This is a genomic window from Enterococcus sp. BWT-B8, from assembly GCF_020567625.1.
Taxonomy (GTDB): Bacteria; Bacillota; Bacilli; order Lactobacillales; family Enterococcaceae; genus Enterococcus_L.
In genome coordinates this window covers 1-19,737 of record NZ_JAJDJV010000023.1, presented here as the reverse complement: position 1 = coordinate 19,737, position 19,737 = coordinate 1, and the positions used below count along the sequence as shown (strand labels likewise).

Genomic DNA, 19,737 nt, shown 5'->3' with positions numbered 1-19,737 from the left:
TGAATTGGTTTTTGTCGACTTTAATTCTACTGGATTTCAAGATGTCTTTCCTGTTTTTTTTTCAAAACGAAAAAAGTGTCAGTGACAATCACGCCACCAACACTAGATATTATAGAGCCAATATATAACAGATAAATAGAAAATCCAAAAAGAAACAAAGAAATTTGATGCCTCTTTTATAAAAATAGAAAAAGAAATCAATATTTTAACGGATAGTCGTGCTGTTGGTGCCGGATTTTCAACATCGGTTTATTCAACGGTATCTTCAAACAGTTTTTCTCTAAGTTCGAAAACAGCGAAAAAATTTTATTTGTTAATCTTCTTAATCAATTAACTTCCACAGTTCAGTTGACGAACCCACAAAAGAATGTTTATTTCTGTCCTGCCATTTGTTCAAGTTTTGAGTGTGAGGCAATTTTCACTTTGATTATTGTCTCACACTCTGTTTTTCTGTCTATCTTCTATTCACCCAACAGCTTCTCTATCTGCTTCAGCACACCATTTTCATTGTTCGTTGCAATAATCTCTTTGGCTGTCTCTTTGACTTTCGGATGTGCATTGCCCATCGCATAGCTGAAACCTGCATGCTTCAGCATCTCCAGATCATTGCCGCTGTCACCAAAAGCTGCGACTTCTTCGTCTTTTATTCCCCACAGCTTCTGCAGCTTCAATAGTCCATTAGCTTTATGAATACCCGGAATAATCAAATCAATGTCTTCATGACCGCTTGAAACCGGAGTTATTCTATCGTCCATGGCAGAAATCAGGCTGTCTAAAATTTCCTGTGCCTTTCCCTTCGGTACAGTCAAAGCAAATTTAAACAGCTTATCCTGATCAACTCCATACAAGTCGTCTACTAATTTCAGACGATGATAATAAATACTGCCGTGATCAACAAAGGACTGAGGCTCTTTTTTATTTACATAGGCACTTTCTCTGCCGCATAAAATGGTGTGCACATTTTCATACTGTCCTAAGATATCCAAAATTTCATGAACTTCTTCAAGCAACAGCTCTCCGCAGAAAATTTCTTCCTCGTTATTAACAATATATGCGCCGTTTTCAGCAACAAAAGTAATTTCAGCGGCTATTTTTGGGAAAAAGGATTTCAGCTGATAGTACTGATTCCCGCTGGCCACAACAAATTTTACATCCTTCTCCTGCATTTTTTTATAAAGTTGCTGAAACAGCTCCCTATCATAATCATTTTGACTGTTTAAAAATGTGCCATCCATATCTACTGCAATCATTTTTATCTGACTCATTGTATGTCCTCCTCGATCATCTTTTCTTCTATTTTATCCTCAGCAGACTTCTTTCTGCGAGCTGGTCCTCTATAAAAACGGCTTGCCAACAAAAACAGCAAAACTTCATATACAATAGCAGCTGCCAGTATAAACAGCAATCCTCAGCTGTTCAGAATAGACAATGCCGACAGTAACAGCGGAAAAGACTTGAACAAACACGATAAATGATGTTCCTTCTGCCACAAAGTCCTTTTTAGTATGGCACTGAAAAAAAACACTGAAAGCATTTGCGACATTCCTAAGCCCAAACCGGCAACTTCGGCTGACAAAATAATCACCGAATAAGCAGCAGAAGCCAGTATGATTGTATACAAAAGACTGCCAGTTAAACTAAAACTGCCATAATCACAGCGGAAAAGCGGTTCGATATATATATAGTTTATTCTGTCGCTTCGAACAGCTCTCTCAGTAATTCGTTATGGTATTCCAGCAGCTCTTTAATCGTCTGATTAAACAGATCTGTCAATTCTCCCGATCAACGAAGGTCTTCTCTTAATTTTCATCATCGGCAGCCATATACAAATCACCTGCCAGCATCCGTTCTTTTTCTACGTATCTTTTAGACAGAGTACATTTTAGTTCTCATCTTTCGGCCCTTTCTATTTGAAAGCAGCTCACTCCATTCTTCAAGGTCTGCGAACTGCATTTCATTATTCCTGTAATTTTTTCCCTAATCGAACTGTTCCCATTGCGTATTCAATTGTGTAATGCCCAATGCAAACAAGCCATAAATATAATGATTATGAAAATCCTTTGACAAAACGATTTCAGGCAATTCAGCATAAGGAAACTCTTCTTTCATTCTTTGTTCAATTCTTTCTTTTAAATGTTCATCAGTAAATCCTTTATCCCGATAAATCACAAAACAATCTGGGTCATAAAGGCTCATGAATGTTTGTACATTGTTCAGCAAATTTCCGATCACTTCTTCCTCACTATAGCTGAATGTTTTCCAATCCGGATCAGAGGGCAAATGTGCAATTTCACCCGCTACGCCATTTCTCCCTTTAACGAGTCGATCATGAAGAACAATACCTGCTCCCGGCGGAAAGCTTTCAGGATAATACAGACCGACAACAGCGTTTTCTGCTTCTAACGGCATCACCTGACTGTATCCATAAATTACTGCATTCACATCGTTTTCAGTAATTACATCAAAACCAAAGGCTTCCTCCAGATACTCCTTTAAATTCTCATCCTTTAACAAAGGAAAATCCATATCCTTCAATATACCTTCATGCTCTACCCCAGGAAGCCCAATAACCAGACACTGAATTGTCGGATAGTCTTTAATAAATCCGGCGATCTGTGCTTTCACTAGCGTCTTGTCAAAATAATTGCCCGGCTGGACTTTCTGTCTTAGTATTTGGCCATTCAAATCATGAACGGTGAATAAAAAAGTAACGGCTTTATCTTTTTCCAACAGAGCTACTGTAAGCACCAGCTGATGGAGGGCATTAAATTCAAATACACTGGCCTTCCTGCCGCCGGTTGTTGCAGAAGCTTTTGTTTCAATGACTTCATTCTCTGCTAGAAGATCTTTCATTAAATTATTGACCGTCATTGTACTTAACCCGCTTTTTTCAGCCAGTTCAGGCTTCGTTATTCTTTTTTCTTTTTGAATAATCTTTCTCAACCGATGAAGATTACTGCTTTTCAGCTGATTAGGGGTTCCCGCCTTCATATTGTTTCACCTCAATTTGTTCTTATTTCACTTTATAAATAAATTTTATAAACTTCCTTTATAAGCATACTTTAGAATCTTTAGTAAGTCAATTTGTTTTTATTACTATGAAACCGCCAGATAGAAAAGAAAAAGGAACAGTCATTGATCCGTATATTAAATACAAAAGCTGGCATGTTCAGTATGACCTGCCATTTGAATTGCCGCAGGATAAAAAAACTAGTTGAAAGCTGGATAGATGTTTTTAAAGTAATGAAGACTTTCAGTGACTATCTAAACACAGTACTGTTTGACTTTCGGTTTCCAAATCGGTAATGAGGTCCTGCGAATGCTCTTTCCGGTACCTTGAAACACAGAAAAGTTATTATTTCTCAATTCAGCCGATCTTTATTATAATAAAATAAACGGAGGTGTCTGTGATGGCAGCAACAAAAGAAAAAATTGAAATCTTTTTATCGTACCTATCTGAAACGCATACCAAATGTCTGGCTTTGTATGATTTAATCAGCATCCAGCCTCGTACAGATGAAACGGACGTACGGATCTTAGTTAATATCAATGAGGTATTCACTTATTTCCATAGTGTGCGGGTTTTTTATTACAGTAACGAGGCGCTTGCACAGAATAAAACGGAACCTTTTTTCGATGCATTTGAAGATTTTTATTTTGAACTGAAACAGGTCTTTCTTCATGAGGATACAAACATTGCACTTCTTTATAAAAAGCTGGATGTGATGAAAAGTTCATTTGAAGAGTTGACGAATTGGTTCAATGTCTTATAATGAGAGTTGATAATAATTAAAGAGGTGCTGAAATGGATCACACGGATGTTCTAGAACGCTTAAGAGAAGAACTGAAAATCCCTTTTTTCAATGGCAAAATTGAGGAGAAAGAGTACACTGAAGAAGAATACCAGAAAATCAAAGCCGATTTGATTCAGTATTTCGATGATTATGTACGAAATGTAGAAAATTAAAGAGTCTCTCCCTGAGTCTGAAAAAGTAGGCTTGGGGATTTTTTTATTCGGATAATTAAAAGTATTCCCTTGACTGTCTTTCCCATTTGAAAAATCCAGAGAAGCAAAAAACAAACACGTTTTAGCGGACAAACTTCCTTTAAAACCAAGAGTTTACACTATCATTTGTTGAAATTCAGGATAGTCAGTGAGTCTTTCTAAAATAGTACGTTTGAATGCTCGCTTTCCGCGACACTCTTTATATCCGTTGGGCTTTCGTTTTCCTTTCATTGGTAGTGTTGCGACATCAAATTGATTGGCTTTGAACTTGCGATAGAGCGTTCTAACAGAGCAAGAAATAGGAATTGCCGCTCCTCAGCTAATAATCACATCAAGTGTCCAGCCTTGGGCAAACAGAGAGTGTAAAATAAGTAATCTAACTGACTGTTAATTAAACTGTTGCAGGTCCTTTTCTCCAAACATATCCTTAAATGTGTCTTTTATGTCTTCAGTAGTCTTAATATCATAGTGTTGAAGCATTTCTTTGATTTGATCTCTAGAGAGCATACTCATGGTTTGTTTCTCCTAGTTTATTTATCTCGTTTTACCATTGAAGCTTACACAAAATATTTTATACTCTCCTGATCTATTTAAACGAGAAACAGAGGGTCATTTGGTTTACCCATCCAAATAATCCCCCTGTTTCATTTTTTTATGCTTTGTTGTCTCAAGCCCTTTTGTCTGCTAACAGATGTGGTCGTTCAATTAAGTCTAGTCATTTTTGTTTGCTTTGATTAAATCAACCAGCTCTTTCAGCGTACTGTCTGCTGTTTTGCCGTTATCTTCTTTGATCAATGCTTCTGAGATAATGAACGAGCCGCCCACACCTATTATTGGTTTGCTATTGAGATATTCAATAAAGTTTGATTTGTCGATACCGCCAGTTGGCAGGAATCGCACATCGTAAAATGGACCGCTCAACGCTTTAATAGCTTTAAGTCCGCCATAAATATCTGCCGGGAAAAATTTAACGACTTTAATCCCGTAATCCAAAGCTCGTTGAATATCACCGGGAGTTGCTGTTCCGGGAAATACTGGAATGTCTTGTTTAAGACAATATTCAATCACCTCTGGAACAACTGCTGGTGATACAACAAATTTCGCCCCGTTGGCTACCGCAATTTTAGCTTCTTGAAGAGTTCTTACTGTACCGGCTCCGACTACCAATTCACCAGACACAGCTAACTTTTTAATTGCTTCAGCAGCCAGATTACTGCGAAAAGTGACTTCGATAAAACGAACATCATTATTCACAAGAATCTCTTCCAGCTTGTCTAAATAACTTAAATCAGTTGCTGTGTATAGTGGTAACAATTTTACCTCTTCCAGTTGCTTATAAATTTCATGATCCATATTTGCCAGCATATTTACTCACTTTCTTATAAAAATTTATCATGCAGGTTAGTCAATAATACAAGCACTTATTTTTTGGCTTTCGTAATTGCTTCGTGCAACCCCTGCATATATGTGATCCCCATTGCACGATCATATAGCCCATAGCCTGGCATTGCGATTTCACCCCAGACAGTTCTTCCATGATCAGGACGAATCACTCCATCAAAACCAGCATCAATCAACGCTTGCATGATCGCATACATATCCAATGAGCCTTCTGTACTCAAATGAGCAGTCTCTTTAAATTTCCTTTCTCCCATAAAACCAACATTACGGAAGTGAACAAAGTTGATACGATGACCGATCTGCTGGACCATCTCAACTAAATCATTTGCCAGATCTGCTCCTAAAGAACCCGTACAGAATGTGATTCCATTATAAGGGGAATCAACGATGTCCATAATTCTTTGCAGGTCTGCCAAATTTTTAGTAATTCTTGGAAATCCGAAAATTTCCCAAGGCGGATCATCCGGATGAATGGCCATTTTAACATCCATCTCTTCACAAACCGGAATAATCTTCAATAAGAAATATTTCAAATTTTCAAACAAATCTTCTTCTGTGACACCCTCATAAATTTTAAGTAAGGCATCAAATTTTTTCAGTCGTTCTTCCTCCCAGCCAGGTAAATTAAACCCTTTGGATTGGCTGTGAATTAACGTATACATTTCACTTGGCTGCATTTTATCTACAACTGACTGATCATATACAAGCGAATAACTGCCGTCACTATTTTCATAGGACAAAGTTGTTTTTGCCCAGCCAAATATTGGCTTGAAGCTATAACAAATCAAGTTCACACCACACTTAGATAAGTTCCTAATGGTTTGTATATAATTGTCGATGTATTGATCCCGATCTGGTGTTCCTGCTTTGATTGCGTCATGAATAGCTACACTTTCAATTCCAAGCAGCTCTAAATCACCAGCTTCTACAGAATCCTTCAATTTTTGAATTTCATTTACTTCCCAAATATCTCCCGGCAATTTGTTCAGCAGAGTTCCCACAATACCGTTAATACCGGGAATCTGTTTCACGTTTTTTAATGGAATGGAATCTTTTTCTCCATACCATCTGAATCCCCATTTCATCTATGCATCATCCTTCACTATTTTTTTGAGTCCGCCCTCAATGATTTCTCCGTCAGCTTTTCCAAGATTTTTAGAAATCATCATCCTCTTCGGCATCATTCTCATCTACCATGGACACATGCCAGATAGTTACACTGCCTGTTCCTTGTTCAGCAATCGCTTGAGCTGCCTGATCAACAGCTGTACCTAATATTTGATGATTGATTGCTTCCAAAAGCATCGGCAGATTAGCTCCGCTTATAACATGAACCGAATGTTGCAGCTCACTTTCCAGTTCACTGATGATCAATAATGACTGGTTGTATGGACTGGCACTAACTAAATCGACCAATACAACAACGCCGTCTCCCTGATTTACCTCTTGAACCGCTTGTTTGATTTTCTGTCCCAATTTCTGAATGTCGTCTCCCTGATTCAGACTCACTGTCGCAATATTCTGTGTTGCGCCCATAATAACTTCTGCTGAATCCTTTAGCCCGTCACTCAGTTTACCGTGTGTTGCAATGACAATCCCAAGCATCTTATGTCCTCCCTATTTCTAGTAGTATATATTTTCACAAATACTGCTTTAGCACCTCTATTTACCTAAACAAGTTAGACGAGAAGTATCAATTAAATAATTCTATTATTTTCGTCAAGTTTTTCTGGTTTAGCACTTTTTTCTTCAAATCAGATTTTTTAAGATAATAGGCATTTTCATGATCCCCAATTGAATTTCTTGCTCCAAATAAATAGCTCACTTGATTGTCTGACGGTTGGTGAACAGTCACCCCTTTCAGTCTGTCTTCTTTGGTAAAATTACCCATAAAATGCAGTTCAGTATCTGCACCGACACAATCGAGTGCATAAATTTTAGCTGAAGCTTTACAAGAACTTTTCAAGACATCAAGACCCATATCTCCAAAACTGCCTTCATCTACAAAAGCGAAAGCCATTTTATTTCCCTTTATCGTTTGTATAAGTGTTAATAATGATAAGACAGAGGAAGTATTGCGAATAAGATTTTTTCTGCTGGATAGACCTTTAGCTACTTTACTAAGCAAGTAAAAATAAACACCATAGCCTAAAATAATAAGCAATGTATTGAAAGAAGCAAAATCAAATGTATTATTGGAAACCCGCATATAAAGAACGGTTAACAGTAATCCAATCAATAAGCTCGCAATAGATGTTGCCAGTATAAAGCTTGTGACAGCTTTACTTTGTTTTTTTCTGTCAAACAAATAATACGGACCAAATCCCTGTGGAGGGGTATCATAATACGTGCAAATGATTCGGTCAGCTGTTTCAATATTCCCAACGTATAAATTACTGGAAACATATTTTTTATTTTGCTTATATTCAATCACTTGGATATCTTGACGTATTTTGACTATATCTGTTGCCAATGCTGAAAGAAATCTTTGTTTCTGTTTATTAGTACGTCTCAAGCGATAGACATACTGATAGCGAAAGATCCAGTCTTTAAGCTGCTCGTTTTGTTCCATAATGCCAATCACTTCCCATCATCCATCTCACTTTACTAGCTTTTAAAATAAAAATTATCACAGCTGCTTTAAAAGGTTAACGCTCCGTCTCCATTTTTTCAGCAGAAGTGATAATTCTCACTGACAGAAATCAGATTACAAATTGAATTTCACCAACACTTCTTTTAGTGATGATTTAGGCGCTGATGGTGTTGCTTGGAAATAAATATTTTCCACACCGTAGCTTTCATTCAATTCTTTTAATTTTTCAGCATCCTCTTTATTTAAATAAACAGACTTTGTTACCAAAATATCTTTCGCTGGATCTTTCTGAGCAATTCCTCCAATATTTAATTCTTTCATAGGAAGACCATGCTTTACTAAATCGTAAATAGCACCGACTGTTTTAGTAATCAAAATACAATTGTAATCTTTAAATTCATATTCATCCCAATAAAACTTTGCCTTATCAGGAGTGATAACGATTGTTTTTTGCCCAGTACGGCTTCCTGCGCTCTTATATAAATCACGCATAAATTTGTCTTTAGCCACTACATCATCTACAACAAAGATCGAATTTACTCCGCTCTTTTGTGATAATGTAACCATTACTTGACCATGAATCAGTCTTTCATCAACACGTGCTAAATTGATTACGCCCATTTCCATTCACTTCCTTTTATTTTAATTTATAAGATTCCAACTGCTGCCAATACAATTAAAATACCTGTCAGCCAGACCAATGCCTGCGTTACTTTTAGTCCTTTTTTCGTATAGAACCAGTACACACCCATTACGACTGCCAATGGTAATATCCCTGGAATAATCTTATCGAGTATTTCCTGAATAACAAACTCTCGCCCGGAAATCTTAAACTGCAAGGTTGAAGAAACTTTTACATAATTTCCGGCTAGAATTCCCATCATAAATAATCCCAAAACAGACAATGTTTCAATTGCGTTTTGAACACCTGAGCTTTGCATTAAGCCTGTTGCATTACGTCCCATTGAAAATGCTTGACGAGCAAAGAAGACCCCTAGTAATACCTGATACAATGCAAAGAAGACGAATGGGAATAATGCCCCTAATGCGCTTCCTTGTTCAGCCCAAGGAACAGCGATCGCAATAAAGATATACTGAACAGTTCCTGAATCGATTGCATCCCCAATTCCTGCTAAAGCACCCATTAAACCGGCTTTTGTGTTATACATCAAATCATCTTGCATCAACACTTCTGTGCCTTCATATTCTTCCTGCGCTCTTTGTTGCTCCATGGATGACATCAACCCAGTAATAACACCACCACCCCAGCTAAGCTGTGTATTAAAGAACAACAGCTGACGCTTGTAGGCAGCTTTCAACGCATCATCATCTTTATATAATTTTCTCAAAATCGGCATCATCGCATACAACAAAGATGGGGCCAGATAACGTTCAAATGAGTGCGGAATTTCATTTGCAAAATGCCATCTAAGATAAGCTTTTGTAACATCTTTCTTAGTAATTTCTTCTGGTGCAAGATTCGTATTTTTTGTTATCTCTGTCATTTTTTTCCCTCCTATTAAAACGCTTTTTGGCTCAGCTGATTCTAGAAGAAATTCAGCAAAGCGATCTCAGCTTTTTCTGTTTCACTTTTCTCAATTTCTAAAAACTGGCAAGAAGCTCAAAAAGCTAGACTCATATTAATTAGAACCCGTCATCGTAATCATCTTCATCATCCCCATCAAAGGATGGTGCTGCACTTGTGTCGTTGCTTGCCGCCTGTATATTTTTCCCTTTTTGAGACTGTACGAAAATCAATGCGATTAAAATACCAAACACTGCATAAGTAACCATTGTTACTTCTAATGATTTAAATACGATACTCATGAAGTATGCAAGGAAGAAGAAAACCATATAATCTTTTCGACCAATAACATAAACAGTTGTTGCAATCCCGATTGCAGCTAAGCCGCCGCCGACAACCTCCAACACGTGAATAACCACAGTTCCTTCTAAAGCAGTAATTACATCAGCAATAACTGGTGCTCCAAAATAAAGAGCAATAAATACTAATGGTACGAATAACAAAAATGATGCAATTGTTGGATAAGCAATTATCGAACGTGAGATAGCTTTCGGATTCAAATCGTCTACTGCTTTATCGGTGTATTTTCCTAAGAATGTATTAATGAAGAATCTAAATTGGTACAAGTAGCTTCCCAAAAGACCAACTGGCACAGCAACTGCAATTGCCGCTTCTGGAGCCAAATTTCCCATCAATGCAACGGGCACCGCAATCGCAGCTGCGATTGATGGTTCGGCAGGCATTGAACCTCCTGGTGAGAAAACACCCATATAAATCATTTGAAGTGATGCGGTTACAATCATCGCTTGAGGAACATTCCCCATTACAATCCCTACAATAAGCCCTGTCATCAATGGTGAAAAACGCAGCGTTAATGTTGCTCCTCCCCCAAGCCATCTTGACATAACGGCTGCTGTCCACACTGCAATTAACAAACTTTGCGTTACACTTAATGTTTCCATGTGTCCTCCTCCTCTATCTCTTCCCTTTAATGTATTCTTCCAACTGATAAATTGATTCCTTTAACAAATCTTCAGTAATCGTTACCGGGATGAGATGAACTTTTTCTTTTGAATCAATAAATTTAACTATAGCATCAATGACTGTTTCATCTTCAGGATAGATGCCCATCTGATGTAAAGACATTGGTAAATCCAACTCTTGATAAAATGGAAGCAGCTGATCGATTGAGGCCCATTTATTCTCGATTGCCAGCTGATAAAAAATACCATAAGCTACTTTTTCACCATGTAAAAACTGATGACTTTTAGGAATATATTTACTCATCGCATCATGCATTGCATGAGCAGCGGCATTCCTAGCATATTTATCGCCCAATCCGCCAACCATTCCTGCAATGGCAAAAACAATTTCTGATAAGCGAATAAACTCGTCGGAAAGTTCACGATTTTCCATATCCTGAATAGCTTTTGCCGAATCCTTCACAATTGCGTCCTTACATAGCGCTGCTGTGTAGCCTGCTAATTGCAAAAATGGCTCTTTTTTTAAATGAGTTTGCTGTAAAATAGCATCTGATTCATACCATTTAGCAATCGTATCTGCTAATCCAGCAATAAAAAATGCCACTGGTGAGTTAATAACCAACACAGGATCTGTTATTAGAAAAGCTGCTTGTCTCAAATAATGCTCCGTTTTGCCTTCTGCTTCACCTGTTTCTTTATACATCACTGATAGTGGTGTCCAAGGCGCGCAATTACTAGCTAAAGTCGGTATTACACCAAAATTACTATTTGATACATGTGCTGCATAACCAACCAGATCAGTTAGTTTTCCGCCGCCAACACCAATGATGAAATCAATTTGCTCTTTTTTTACAATCTCAACTATTAAATCTGTCCCAAAATAACTGCATTCTCCTGTGTATTGATGATAAGAAAAATTATAGCGATCATCATTTAAAAATCCCATTTTCGGCTGTGCTTTTTCCCATGATACTGTTCCATGTACAATCAAAACATTCTTCGCAGCATATTCGTTTAGTACGGTTGGAACAAAGTTAATTGCCCCTTCATGATATTGATAAAATTGAGGCCCTACTTTTACTTTTAAATCATCTAGCATTCAAACACTCCCTACTTTCTACGCAATGTAGGCACTATTCGGCTGTACCGCTCGTTCTGGTAATTTCCTCTGAACGACATTCTCTACATCACGAACACATTTTTCACCCATTTCTTCCAGACATTCCATTGTATAGGCTGAAGTATGCGGAGTCATAACCACATTTTCAAAAGAAAGATATGGATGATCTTTTCGTCCTGGTTCTTCTTCTAAAACATCTGTAGCAAACCCTGCGATTTTTCCAGAGCTTAAGCCTTTAATAATTGCTTCCTCACTAACTAAAGCACCTCTCGCACTGTTTGATATATAAACATTGTCTTTCATCTTTTCAATCTCTTTATCTGAGATCATATGATAATTTTCTTCTGTCAGATTCGCACATAAACAAATGATATCTGATGATTCAAGCAGCTCATCCAACTCCACTTTTTTGGCGCCAAAGCTTTGAATATGCAAAGCAGATTTATATGGATCATAAGCTAAAACATCACAGCGAAAGCCATTGCGGACAATTTCCACTACTCCACTGCCTGTATTACCGACTCCAATGACTCCAACTGTCTTATTAAATAACGCCCGACCAACAAATTGGGCCCGATCTTCCCAACGATCTTCTCGTACACACTGATCCGCTTTTGTTGTACAGCGTAAAACAGCCATCAAATTAGTTATATTATTCTCAGCAACTGCATCACGTTCAACAAGAGCCGGAATAATTGTAACGATTGTATTGTGCTTTTCAGCTGCATGAATATCAATATTATTGTAGCCGATTCCATGTCTTGTAATTAGAATAAGTTCATCTTTATAAGCAAAAAATTCTTGTGTAAAAAATGGCGTAACACTTGCAATAATAATATTGTAGCCTTGAAGAAGTTCAGCAAGTTCTCGTCCAGGAATCTCACCATCAACAGTAAAATGTTTGATCTGACCGATTTTTTCTAGCCTTTCAATATGTTTGGGGAAAATTTTACCAAAGCTACTGGAATTAACAATTGCAATCTTATATTTCGACATATCTCTATCTAACTCCTTCTTTAATCTAGCTCCCTTGCTATTCATTTTCAGTTTGACCAAGCTGTCTGCGCATTTGTTCTCTCGATTTTTTTGTAAGCCTTTTCACTAAAAGCACTTCTTAATCATCTATTCCTAAAATAACCCTAGCAAACTTTCTCATCTCCTCCTTCACTGAACAGCTTTGTTACAGAAATTAGGGAATCAATATTTCTCCACATAGAATAGTTCACCCCTCTGCAATACGCCGCTTTTTAAATTACTGATTAAAGAACGAAAAAAATTGTTTTGACGATTTCTGTTCTTCTTTCTATATCTAGATAGTACTTCATAAAAAAAATTATGTAAATGTTTTCAGTTAATAAAAAATATTTTTTATTTTCATCCTTCAAAAGCTCTAATCAGCAGCATTGAAAACGAATTCATAAATATGAATAAATACGACAAATCTAATAAAAAAATACAATTTTAAAAAAAGTCCTTCTTTACTCAACCACGAATAATTAGAACAAAAAAAATTCAGATGACAGTGATAAGATTCAATTCATATTCGTTTTTTTATAATAATAACAGTAGATACCAACCTACAAATATATTTGAAAAATAAGTGACTGCATAAGTATGTAATATATATAAATTCTATGCTGATGTTATATAATAACCTAAATAAAGAATGCCTTAGCATCAATCAGGGGAAAGACAAAAATAAAAATTGCTCTGTCATTTCTCCTTGAAATCTAAGCATATTTTTTCAGTTCTTAGAACCGACAGCTGAAAATATATACAATTTTTCAATTTATTTAACCGAAACTTTTTTTCTAAACGTCAATAAAAATAAAAATTGTTTTTTATGATTTTGTTCTCTATAATAATAAATGAGTCCGATTAGATAAATCACTTACTTTTTTTGTTAATTGCTTTAGCTGGATTTACTCTCCTATTGATAAATTAATTATTAGATGTGTAGCTTAGATAAGCTGAAAAATGGCAGTTTAATTCATTTAAAGATCTAAAAACAACTCCGGACTAGAAAGCTGAATATACTCAACTTTCTACAAAATTCTATTATTTCTCGTCTTTCGTGCTTGCTATTACTTAAACAGGTGAAAGAATAGTACGTATGCACAATTCAAATATTTTCTTTTGATTGCACCTGTACTGATTTTATTTCTTATCAATGATGTTTTAGCGAATGTTATGCAGCAGGTCGCTGCTTTCTACTAAACTCCTTTAGGTTGACGTTTAGAATGCAGTAGAAATCCAGATGGAGGTCATTATGAAAAACCATTATTTAGATCAACGAATTAGATTAAAAAAGGGAAATCTTAGCGAAACTGAGCAAAAAATTGCTGATTATTTGGTCCAATCAGACGAGCTGATCTCTCGAAAAACATTAGAGGAAATGGCCAGTGACATTGGTGTTTCTCAGTCTTCTATTTATCAGTTTGTTAAAAAAATCGGTTATAGTGGTTTTCAAGATTTTAAAATCGATATTGCCCGTAATTCAAATTACCAGCCTACCTTCCATAATTTAAATTATATGACAGGTGCAGAAGATATTCATCCAGAAGATTCCAGTATTGATATTGCCAAAAAAGTGTTACAATCAAATATTTATTCATTAAGCAATTCCACTCACTTTTTAACTGAAGAATTGCTTGACAAGGTTTTATCGCTGATTTATTCAGCTAAAACATTACATTTTTTTGGACTTGGAGGATCTTCCATTGTTGCTTTTGATAGTTTCCATAAATTTATCCGAACTAAATATCGCTGTAATTATATTTTTGACTATCATATGCAGCTGGGCTTCGCCACAAAGCTAACGAGTGAAGATTGCGTGTTCATTTTTTCTCATTCAGGACAAACAAAAGAATCTGTAAACCTGGCGAGACAAATAAAAAAAACATCGGCAACGATCATTGCTTTAACTGGCAACAGCGGATCTGAGCTTGTTACTTTAGCCAATCAGGCAATCATTGTTTTAACCGAAGAAACACTTTTTAGAACAGAATCACTGGCTTCCAGAATCAGCTATCTAACGGTGATGGATATTTTATATACAAATGTTATGCACCACAACTATGATCAGAACATCGAATCAATCAAAAAGATTAGAGACAACATCAGTACTACCAAAACAGATCCCTATAATTTTACACCTTAGAAGCTTTCACTTGAAGAATAATACAAAATAATCCTTTCAAGAATTTAGGTTTTGTAAAAACACCTCGGTAAGCAACGGAAGACAGACGCAGCTCTAAAAGCAAATGAGAAATGACCAAGCGTACTTCTTGTGTTACTCTTGGTTTGACTTCATTTAGTGAGTGCCTCAGCACGATTTTTACCAAGTCACTCACGGCTGGCTGCCTCCATCTACAGTTGTTTATTAGAGGCATTCGACTTTATTTTGCAGCTATTTTTTCATGCTTTTGTCGTGGAACAAACCAATTTAATCACTTCTCTTTTCTGGCAGTAATGATAATAAAATATATTAACACAGCAAAAGTCCGAAAACTGCTCTTCATTATTATGGAGAAGTTTGTCCGTTTTAAAAACGGACAGTTGAAACCATAGAACATCCTGTTTGTTTCTCTGTAAAGAGAGAGGCATCCAGCCAAGTATACAGGAACCTGTTGCTTAGCTGGATGCTGCTTTTTTTCTTCTGTGCTTCCCATTTTTTGGCTATCTATTTTTCACTTTGTTTCAAGCTTTTTTGTTTGTATTTTCTGTATACTTTTATCATGTACATACTAGAGTTAGCGGGTAAGTTATCCGCTGAAATATCATACCCGTCAGTGTTCATAAGCTTTAAAAAATAACTTTCCTATTTCTTCATCAAAGGAAACCGTATCTTATTGTCTGCCCAATTAATAGGCTTATATCCCAGACTAAAAATTGTAATAGTTACGACAACTGGTTTTTCCAAAGGTTTCATTAGCCATGATAGAGGTTTCGAGCTGCTCTATCTTGTTTTTTTATCAAAGCTCTATTTAAATTCTTCCATGTCTGGCATTTTCAGGATTCGATTGTCTATGAGTGTCTGATACCAATAAGCTGATTTTTTAAGTGTTCTGGTTCTATCTTCATCCAGTTCTATACGCACCAGCCCATATCGGTTTTTAAATGCGTTCATTGGAGAGACACAATCTGTAAATGCCCATAACATATACCCTTCACAAGTCGAACCAGCTTCAATGCCTCGAAGCAAATGGTACAAGTGTTTAGAGATAAATGCAATGCGATAATCATCCTGTACAACACCAGCATCATCTTGGTATTGTTCTTCTTGTTCTCTCCCCATTCCGTTTTCAGTAATCAGCCAAGGGATAGGTTTGTAATTGTTTTTCAGATACATGGACAGATCATACATAATTTCCGGATAAATTTCCCAGCCACGTGAGTTATTCATTTGTTTCCCAGGAAGATCAAACGTTTCGTAGTATCTTTCTGGGTGGAAAGGCGTATTTTCATTCCATTGATAGCGTGGTGAGCGGACTCGCTTCGGATAATATTGATTGATACCTAAAAAATCAACGGTGTTCTTTCCTATTACCTCTAATTCTTCTTCTGTTGGATCGAAGTAGATATCATGCTCTTTGCATAATTCTATTAGCTCTTTAGAATAGGTGCCATTAATCATTGGGTCAAAAAAGACTTTATTAAAAAATAGATCATAGATCTTTGCTGCATGGAGATCTTCAGCAGAGCTGGATCTTGGATAAACCATTTCAGGATTTATAATGCAGCCAATCCTTCCATCATATTGTTCTTGATGGTAAACTTCCACTACTCGAGCAGTCGCTAATGCTTTGTGATAATTCCAAAGCATCCATTTTTTAGTATTCTGTTCATGAGGCCAACGTACAGCATCTAAATAGCACCTTGTTTGAATAACGATTGGTTCATTAAACGTAAACCATTGTTTTACTCGATCTCCATAACGTTTAAATGCAATACGAGCATACGCTACATATAGTTCCAATACTTTTTTAGATGACCAGCCGTCGTACTCTTTCATCAGATATTCAGGAACTTCATAGTGTTCCAAGCAAATCATCGGCTCAATCCCCGCTTTGATCAATGAATTAATCACCTCATCAATATGACTTGCGTATTCTTCATCCACAATCAAATTCTCATAGTCTGTAAAAAAACGTGCCCAATTGATAGAGGTTCGATAGTGCGTCAAATGAATTTCTTCCATTAATGCAATATCTTTATCATACTCTTCAAAAAAATTTGTAGCTACAGCTGGACCATAGCCTTCATTCCAAACAAACTTTTCATTTTTATACCAACTATCTAAAAATGAGTCCTGCCCCTCCTTTTTTCCTTTCCATCCTTCTGTTTGCCAAGCAGAAGAAGCGGCACCAATGATAAATTTTTTTGGAATTCTGATTTCCATGTTTTTCCTCCTAGAACTAAGCAACTTCAGTGGTTACTTTGTTTGATATTTTTACAAAAGGTAAGTAGATCAATATTGATACAATGATACAAATAATTTGGGTTAAAACGGCACCCATATCGCCTGCGGTTGCCAGATAAGCATTGACAATTGGCGGCATTGGCCAAGGAACCATAACGACTGCTTTTGCTGCAAAACCAATGGATGTAGCGATATAGCCAATCGTTCCAGTGACCAATGGTGTAACAATAAACGGAATTGCCAGAATTGGATTAAGCATAATTGGCATCCCAAATATTACTGGTTCATTAATATTAAAAATTCCAGGTGCCAGTGATAATTTGGTTATTTCTCTCATGTCCTCTCTCTTACTAACAAGTAAAACAGCAATTAAAAGTCCGATTGTTACACCTGAACCGCCCATACTCATATACATATCCCAAAATGGCATCGTAATAATATTAGGAATCTCTTTACCTGCTTCAAACGCCTCAGTGTTGACAGCAATCGCTGCAAGAAGCAACGGTTCACGTACAGGTTTGACCATCTGATTTCCATGAATACCGATTACCCAAAAAACCTGAGCAATCAACATTAACAGTAAAATACCTGGTAAGCCTTGGACGATTCCTTCTAATGGTTTTTGAATGATGTTATAAATAATATTGTAAGCATACATTCCAGTTAGTGCTTTAATAACAAAGCCTGCTGTAGCAATAATAGCAACGGTTAATATGGTCGGGAATAAAGATGAAAAGCTTTCTGATACATTTGCTGGAACAGTGTCAGGCATTTTCAGTTTGAGTCGATCTTGTCTGCCCAACCAACAGTATAATTCTATTGAAGCGATTGCAACAAACATTCCCAGAAAAAGTCCTTTTGTATCCGTATATTGCTTCGCCAAAACATTTTCTGCAATGACTTTGACATCCTCTGCATTAACAAATTCATAGACAAAGGGATTAACAGAAAGATAACTCATCACAGCAATAATCCCAGGGAAAATCCCGTTTACTTTGTTTAATTTTGCCAGCTCAATACCAATTAAAAAGACCGCATAAATTGTTAGAAAGCTTAAGGTAACATAACTGATTGCTGACGAAATAGGCTTTAAATCAGCTAAAAAACCTAACGTACTAATACGAGCCAAGCCATTGTCACTATCAAATACCATTGCTGAAAACAAGGTACCAAATGCACCTGTAATGATTACAGGTATTAAAGATGCAAAAGCATTTTTTATCACCATGATATATCGTAACGAATTAATCTTAGTTGCAAACTTTCCGAGAACTTCGGTAAGTTTTTCCATAAAACCATTTTTCATAATAGTCCTCCTCAATACTTAATATACATTTCCAACTATGGTATACTTTCCTTACAAATTTTAAGAAGCAAGGAATAAAAACGCGAATATCTCTTTTTTTGCAATCGATTACATCGTTAATTTAATATATGGAAAGACATTTGTAAATTCAAATTAATTTATACTAAAAATTTGTAAACTTATGTATTTACAAATTCATCTAATTAAGGGAGAATGCTTACGCACTCTTGATTGTCTACCATTCAGCTAGTTGTTCCTGCGCAAGCAAAACTGGCAGCTAGTCTTGTATGCCCATTAGACATGCGACGAGGATCGTAACACAGTGAGAACCGGAGGAAAGCGATTCTAGTGTTATGCTTTGCGACGAGGATCACAGCGTAGCGAGAACCGTAGGAGCAGCAGCCCTTCCCCTTCCATAGAAACCCTTTCATGCAAGGGAATGAATGCTTACACCTACCCTCTCGCTAGTCCTACTAAAGATTAAGGAGAAAAAAATGCCATTTTATCAGTATATTGCAACAGATCTTAGAAAGAAAATCATTGATGGAATTTATCCGAAAGAATCCAGACTGCCTAATCAAACGGAGTTGGCTACAATCTATAACACAAGTCGCGTAACGATTCAAAAAGCTTTAAAGCATTTGCAAATTGAAGGATTCATCGAAAGCAGGCAAGGCTCAGGATCTTTTGTAAAAGGTCCTGAATCTGTCTATGATTATGATGCAACCAGCTATGGCGGAATGACAAAAAAACTCGGCCATCTAGGAAAACTGGACAGCAAAATCGTTTCTTTTGAAGTAACCTTTCCCAGTGAGAAGGACCAAGAGAAACTAAAGCTTCAAAAGAATGATCCTGTTTACGATATTATTCGCCTGCGTATATTAGATGAAGAACCTTTAGCTCTAGAGTACACTGTAATGCCAGTACTCCTTATTCCTGGAATTACTGAAGATATTCTGAAACATTCCGTTTATCAGTATATTCAAGAAGAATTACGCCTGAATTTTGGAAAATCCCATAGACGGATTAAGGCAGACAAGCCCGATCAATATGATATTGAGCATCTCCATTGTCAAGCAGATGATCCGGTTCTGGAAATCGAACAAACAGTTTATTTAGATAATGAAATTCCATTTGAATATTCCCAAACAAGACATCGGTACGACAAAGGAGATATCACCGTTATTAATAAGTTCAGCAAACATATTTACCACTTGTAAATCTTTTCGTTAGCAAATTAGTGTAAAACAAAAAATCCCGGCTCTATAATTTATTGGACTGATAGAAAAAAATCTATCGGTCCTATTTTCTCATTAAAAAACAAGGAAGACACACAACATTTCCGCTAGAATAGAATCACCACAAAACCAACTAGAAAGGA

Annotated in this window: 19 protein-coding genes and 1 pseudogene; 4 read left to right on the top strand and 16 right to left on the bottom strand. The window is 36.5% G+C overall.

Translation table 11 applies throughout. From position 1 onward, the window contains the following. Positions 1 to 461 precede the first annotated feature (461 nt). Positions 462 to 1,265, bottom strand: a complete 804-nt coding sequence (locus tag LI951_RS14705) for a Cof-type HAD-IIB family hydrolase (RefSeq protein WP_229442759.1) — start codon at positions 1,263 to 1,265, stop codon at positions 462 to 464. Between the two features lie 712 nt (positions 1,266 to 1,977). Continuing rightward, the gene (locus LI951_RS14700) at positions 1,978 to 2,991 is read right to left on the bottom strand and encodes an ROK family transcriptional regulator (protein ID WP_229442758.1); all 1,014 of its coding nucleotides are present in this window, start codon (positions 2,989 to 2,991) and stop codon (positions 1,978 to 1,980) included. Positions 2,992 to 3,410: 419 nt separating this feature from the next. On the opposite strand from LI951_RS14700, the gene LI951_RS14695 reads away from it, so the two are divergent. Continuing rightward, positions 3,411 to 3,773 (top strand): hypothetical protein, encoded by a 363-nt coding sequence (locus tag LI951_RS14695; protein WP_202068150.1) that lies wholly within the window; start codon positions 3,411 to 3,413, stop codon positions 3,771 to 3,773. A 32-nt stretch (positions 3,774 to 3,805) separates the two neighbouring features. Beyond that, positions 3,806 to 3,967: a hypothetical protein gene (locus LI951_RS14690; RefSeq protein WP_202068149.1), complete on the top strand. Its 162-nt coding sequence runs from the start codon at positions 3,806 to 3,808 to the stop codon at positions 3,965 to 3,967. 165 nt (positions 3,968 to 4,132) lie between these two features. On the opposite strand, the pseudogene LI951_RS14685 reads toward LI951_RS14690, so the two are convergent. From LI951_RS14685 to LI951_RS14640, 11 genes and pseudogenes are all read right to left on the bottom strand, one after another. Then, positions 4,133 to 4,357 (bottom strand): annotated as a pseudogene (locus LI951_RS14685) (IS30 family transposase); the annotation flags it as partial. A 36-nt stretch (positions 4,358 to 4,393) separates the two neighbouring features. Beyond that, the gene (locus LI951_RS15210) at positions 4,394 to 4,519 is read right to left on the bottom strand and encodes a hypothetical protein (RefSeq protein WP_267491767.1); all 126 of its coding nucleotides are present in this window, start codon (positions 4,517 to 4,519) and stop codon (positions 4,394 to 4,396) included. Positions 4,520 to 4,717: 198 nt separating this feature from the next. After that, entirely contained in the window at positions 4,718 to 5,371 is a 654-nt protein-coding gene (locus tag LI951_RS14680; protein ID WP_229442757.1) for a bifunctional 4-hydroxy-2-oxoglutarate aldolase/2-dehydro-3-deoxy-phosphogluconate aldolase, read from the bottom strand. Positions 5,372 to 5,427: 56 nt separating this feature from the next. Continuing rightward, positions 5,428 to 6,492, bottom strand: a complete 1,065-nt coding sequence (gene uxuA, locus LI951_RS14675; RefSeq protein WP_229442756.1) for a mannonate dehydratase — start codon at positions 6,490 to 6,492, stop codon at positions 5,428 to 5,430. 70 nt (positions 6,493 to 6,562) lie between these two features. Then, positions 6,563 to 7,012, bottom strand: a complete 450-nt coding sequence (locus tag LI951_RS14670; RefSeq protein WP_202068146.1) for a PTS sugar transporter subunit IIA — start codon at positions 7,010 to 7,012, stop codon at positions 6,563 to 6,565. A gap of 88 nt (positions 7,013 to 7,100) precedes the next feature. Further along, on the bottom strand, positions 7,101 to 7,991 hold the full coding sequence (locus tag LI951_RS14665) for a hypothetical protein (protein ID WP_229442755.1): 891 nt from the start codon (positions 7,989 to 7,991) through the stop codon (positions 7,101 to 7,103). Between the two features lie 123 nt (positions 7,992 to 8,114). Continuing rightward, positions 8,115 to 8,621 carry a PTS system mannose/fructose/N-acetylgalactosamine-transporter subunit IIB gene (locus tag LI951_RS14660; protein WP_202068145.1) on the bottom strand — a complete coding sequence of 169 codons (507 nt, stop codon included), beginning with the start codon at positions 8,619 to 8,621 and terminating at the stop codon, positions 8,115 to 8,117. A gap of 26 nt (positions 8,622 to 8,647) precedes the next feature. Beyond that, positions 8,648 to 9,505, bottom strand: a complete 858-nt coding sequence (locus tag LI951_RS14655; protein WP_202068144.1) for a PTS system mannose/fructose/sorbose family transporter subunit IID — start codon at positions 9,503 to 9,505, stop codon at positions 8,648 to 8,650. Positions 9,506 to 9,644: 139 nt separating this feature from the next. Next, positions 9,645 to 10,487 carry a PTS mannose/fructose/sorbose/N-acetylgalactosamine transporter subunit IIC gene (locus LI951_RS14650; protein WP_229442753.1) on the bottom strand — a complete coding sequence of 281 codons (843 nt, stop codon included), beginning with the start codon at positions 10,485 to 10,487 and terminating at the stop codon, positions 9,645 to 9,647. A 13-nt stretch (positions 10,488 to 10,500) separates the two neighbouring features. Next, entirely contained in the window at positions 10,501 to 11,607 is a 1,107-nt protein-coding gene (locus LI951_RS14645; protein WP_229442752.1) for an iron-containing alcohol dehydrogenase family protein, read from the bottom strand. 18 nt (positions 11,608 to 11,625) lie between these two features. After that, entirely contained in the window at positions 11,626 to 12,624 is a 999-nt protein-coding gene (locus tag LI951_RS14640) for a D-isomer specific 2-hydroxyacid dehydrogenase family protein (protein ID WP_229442751.1), read from the bottom strand. A gap of 1,273 nt (positions 12,625 to 13,897) precedes the next feature. Between LI951_RS14640 and LI951_RS14635 the strand changes: the two genes are divergently transcribed. After that, complete coding sequence (locus tag LI951_RS14635; RefSeq protein WP_202068140.1) at positions 13,898 to 14,788, top strand: MurR/RpiR family transcriptional regulator; 891 nt, start codon at positions 13,898 to 13,900, stop codon at positions 14,786 to 14,788. On the opposite strand, the gene LI951_RS14630 is transcribed toward LI951_RS14635, so the two are convergent. The 3 genes from LI951_RS14630 to LI951_RS14620 all read right to left on the bottom strand — a co-directional run bounded on the left by LI951_RS14630 (position 14,778) and on the right by LI951_RS14620 (position 18,356). Continuing rightward, positions 14,778 to 14,981, bottom strand: coding sequence for a hypothetical protein (locus tag LI951_RS14630; RefSeq protein ID WP_229442749.1), 204 nt, complete (start codon positions 14,979 to 14,981; stop codon positions 14,778 to 14,780). The two genes, LI951_RS14635 and LI951_RS14630, sit on opposite strands and share 11 nt — an antisense overlap. A 629-nt stretch (positions 14,982 to 15,610) precedes the next feature. Further along, a complete protein-coding gene (locus LI951_RS14625) occupies positions 15,611 to 17,029 on the bottom strand; it encodes a glycoside hydrolase family 1 protein (protein ID WP_202068138.1) in 1,419 nt (472 codons plus the stop codon). Positions 17,030 to 17,045: 16 nt separating this feature from the next. Next, positions 17,046 to 18,356, bottom strand: a complete 1,311-nt coding sequence (locus LI951_RS14620; protein WP_229442748.1) for a PTS sugar transporter subunit IIC — start codon at positions 18,354 to 18,356, stop codon at positions 17,046 to 17,048. Between the two features lie 494 nt (positions 18,357 to 18,850). Between LI951_RS14620 and LI951_RS14615 the strand changes: the two genes are divergently transcribed. After that, positions 18,851 to 19,576: a GntR family transcriptional regulator gene (locus tag LI951_RS14615; protein ID WP_202068136.1), complete on the top strand. Its 726-nt coding sequence runs from the start codon at positions 18,851 to 18,853 to the stop codon at positions 19,574 to 19,576. The last annotated feature ends 161 nt before the right edge of the window (positions 19,577 to 19,737 follow it).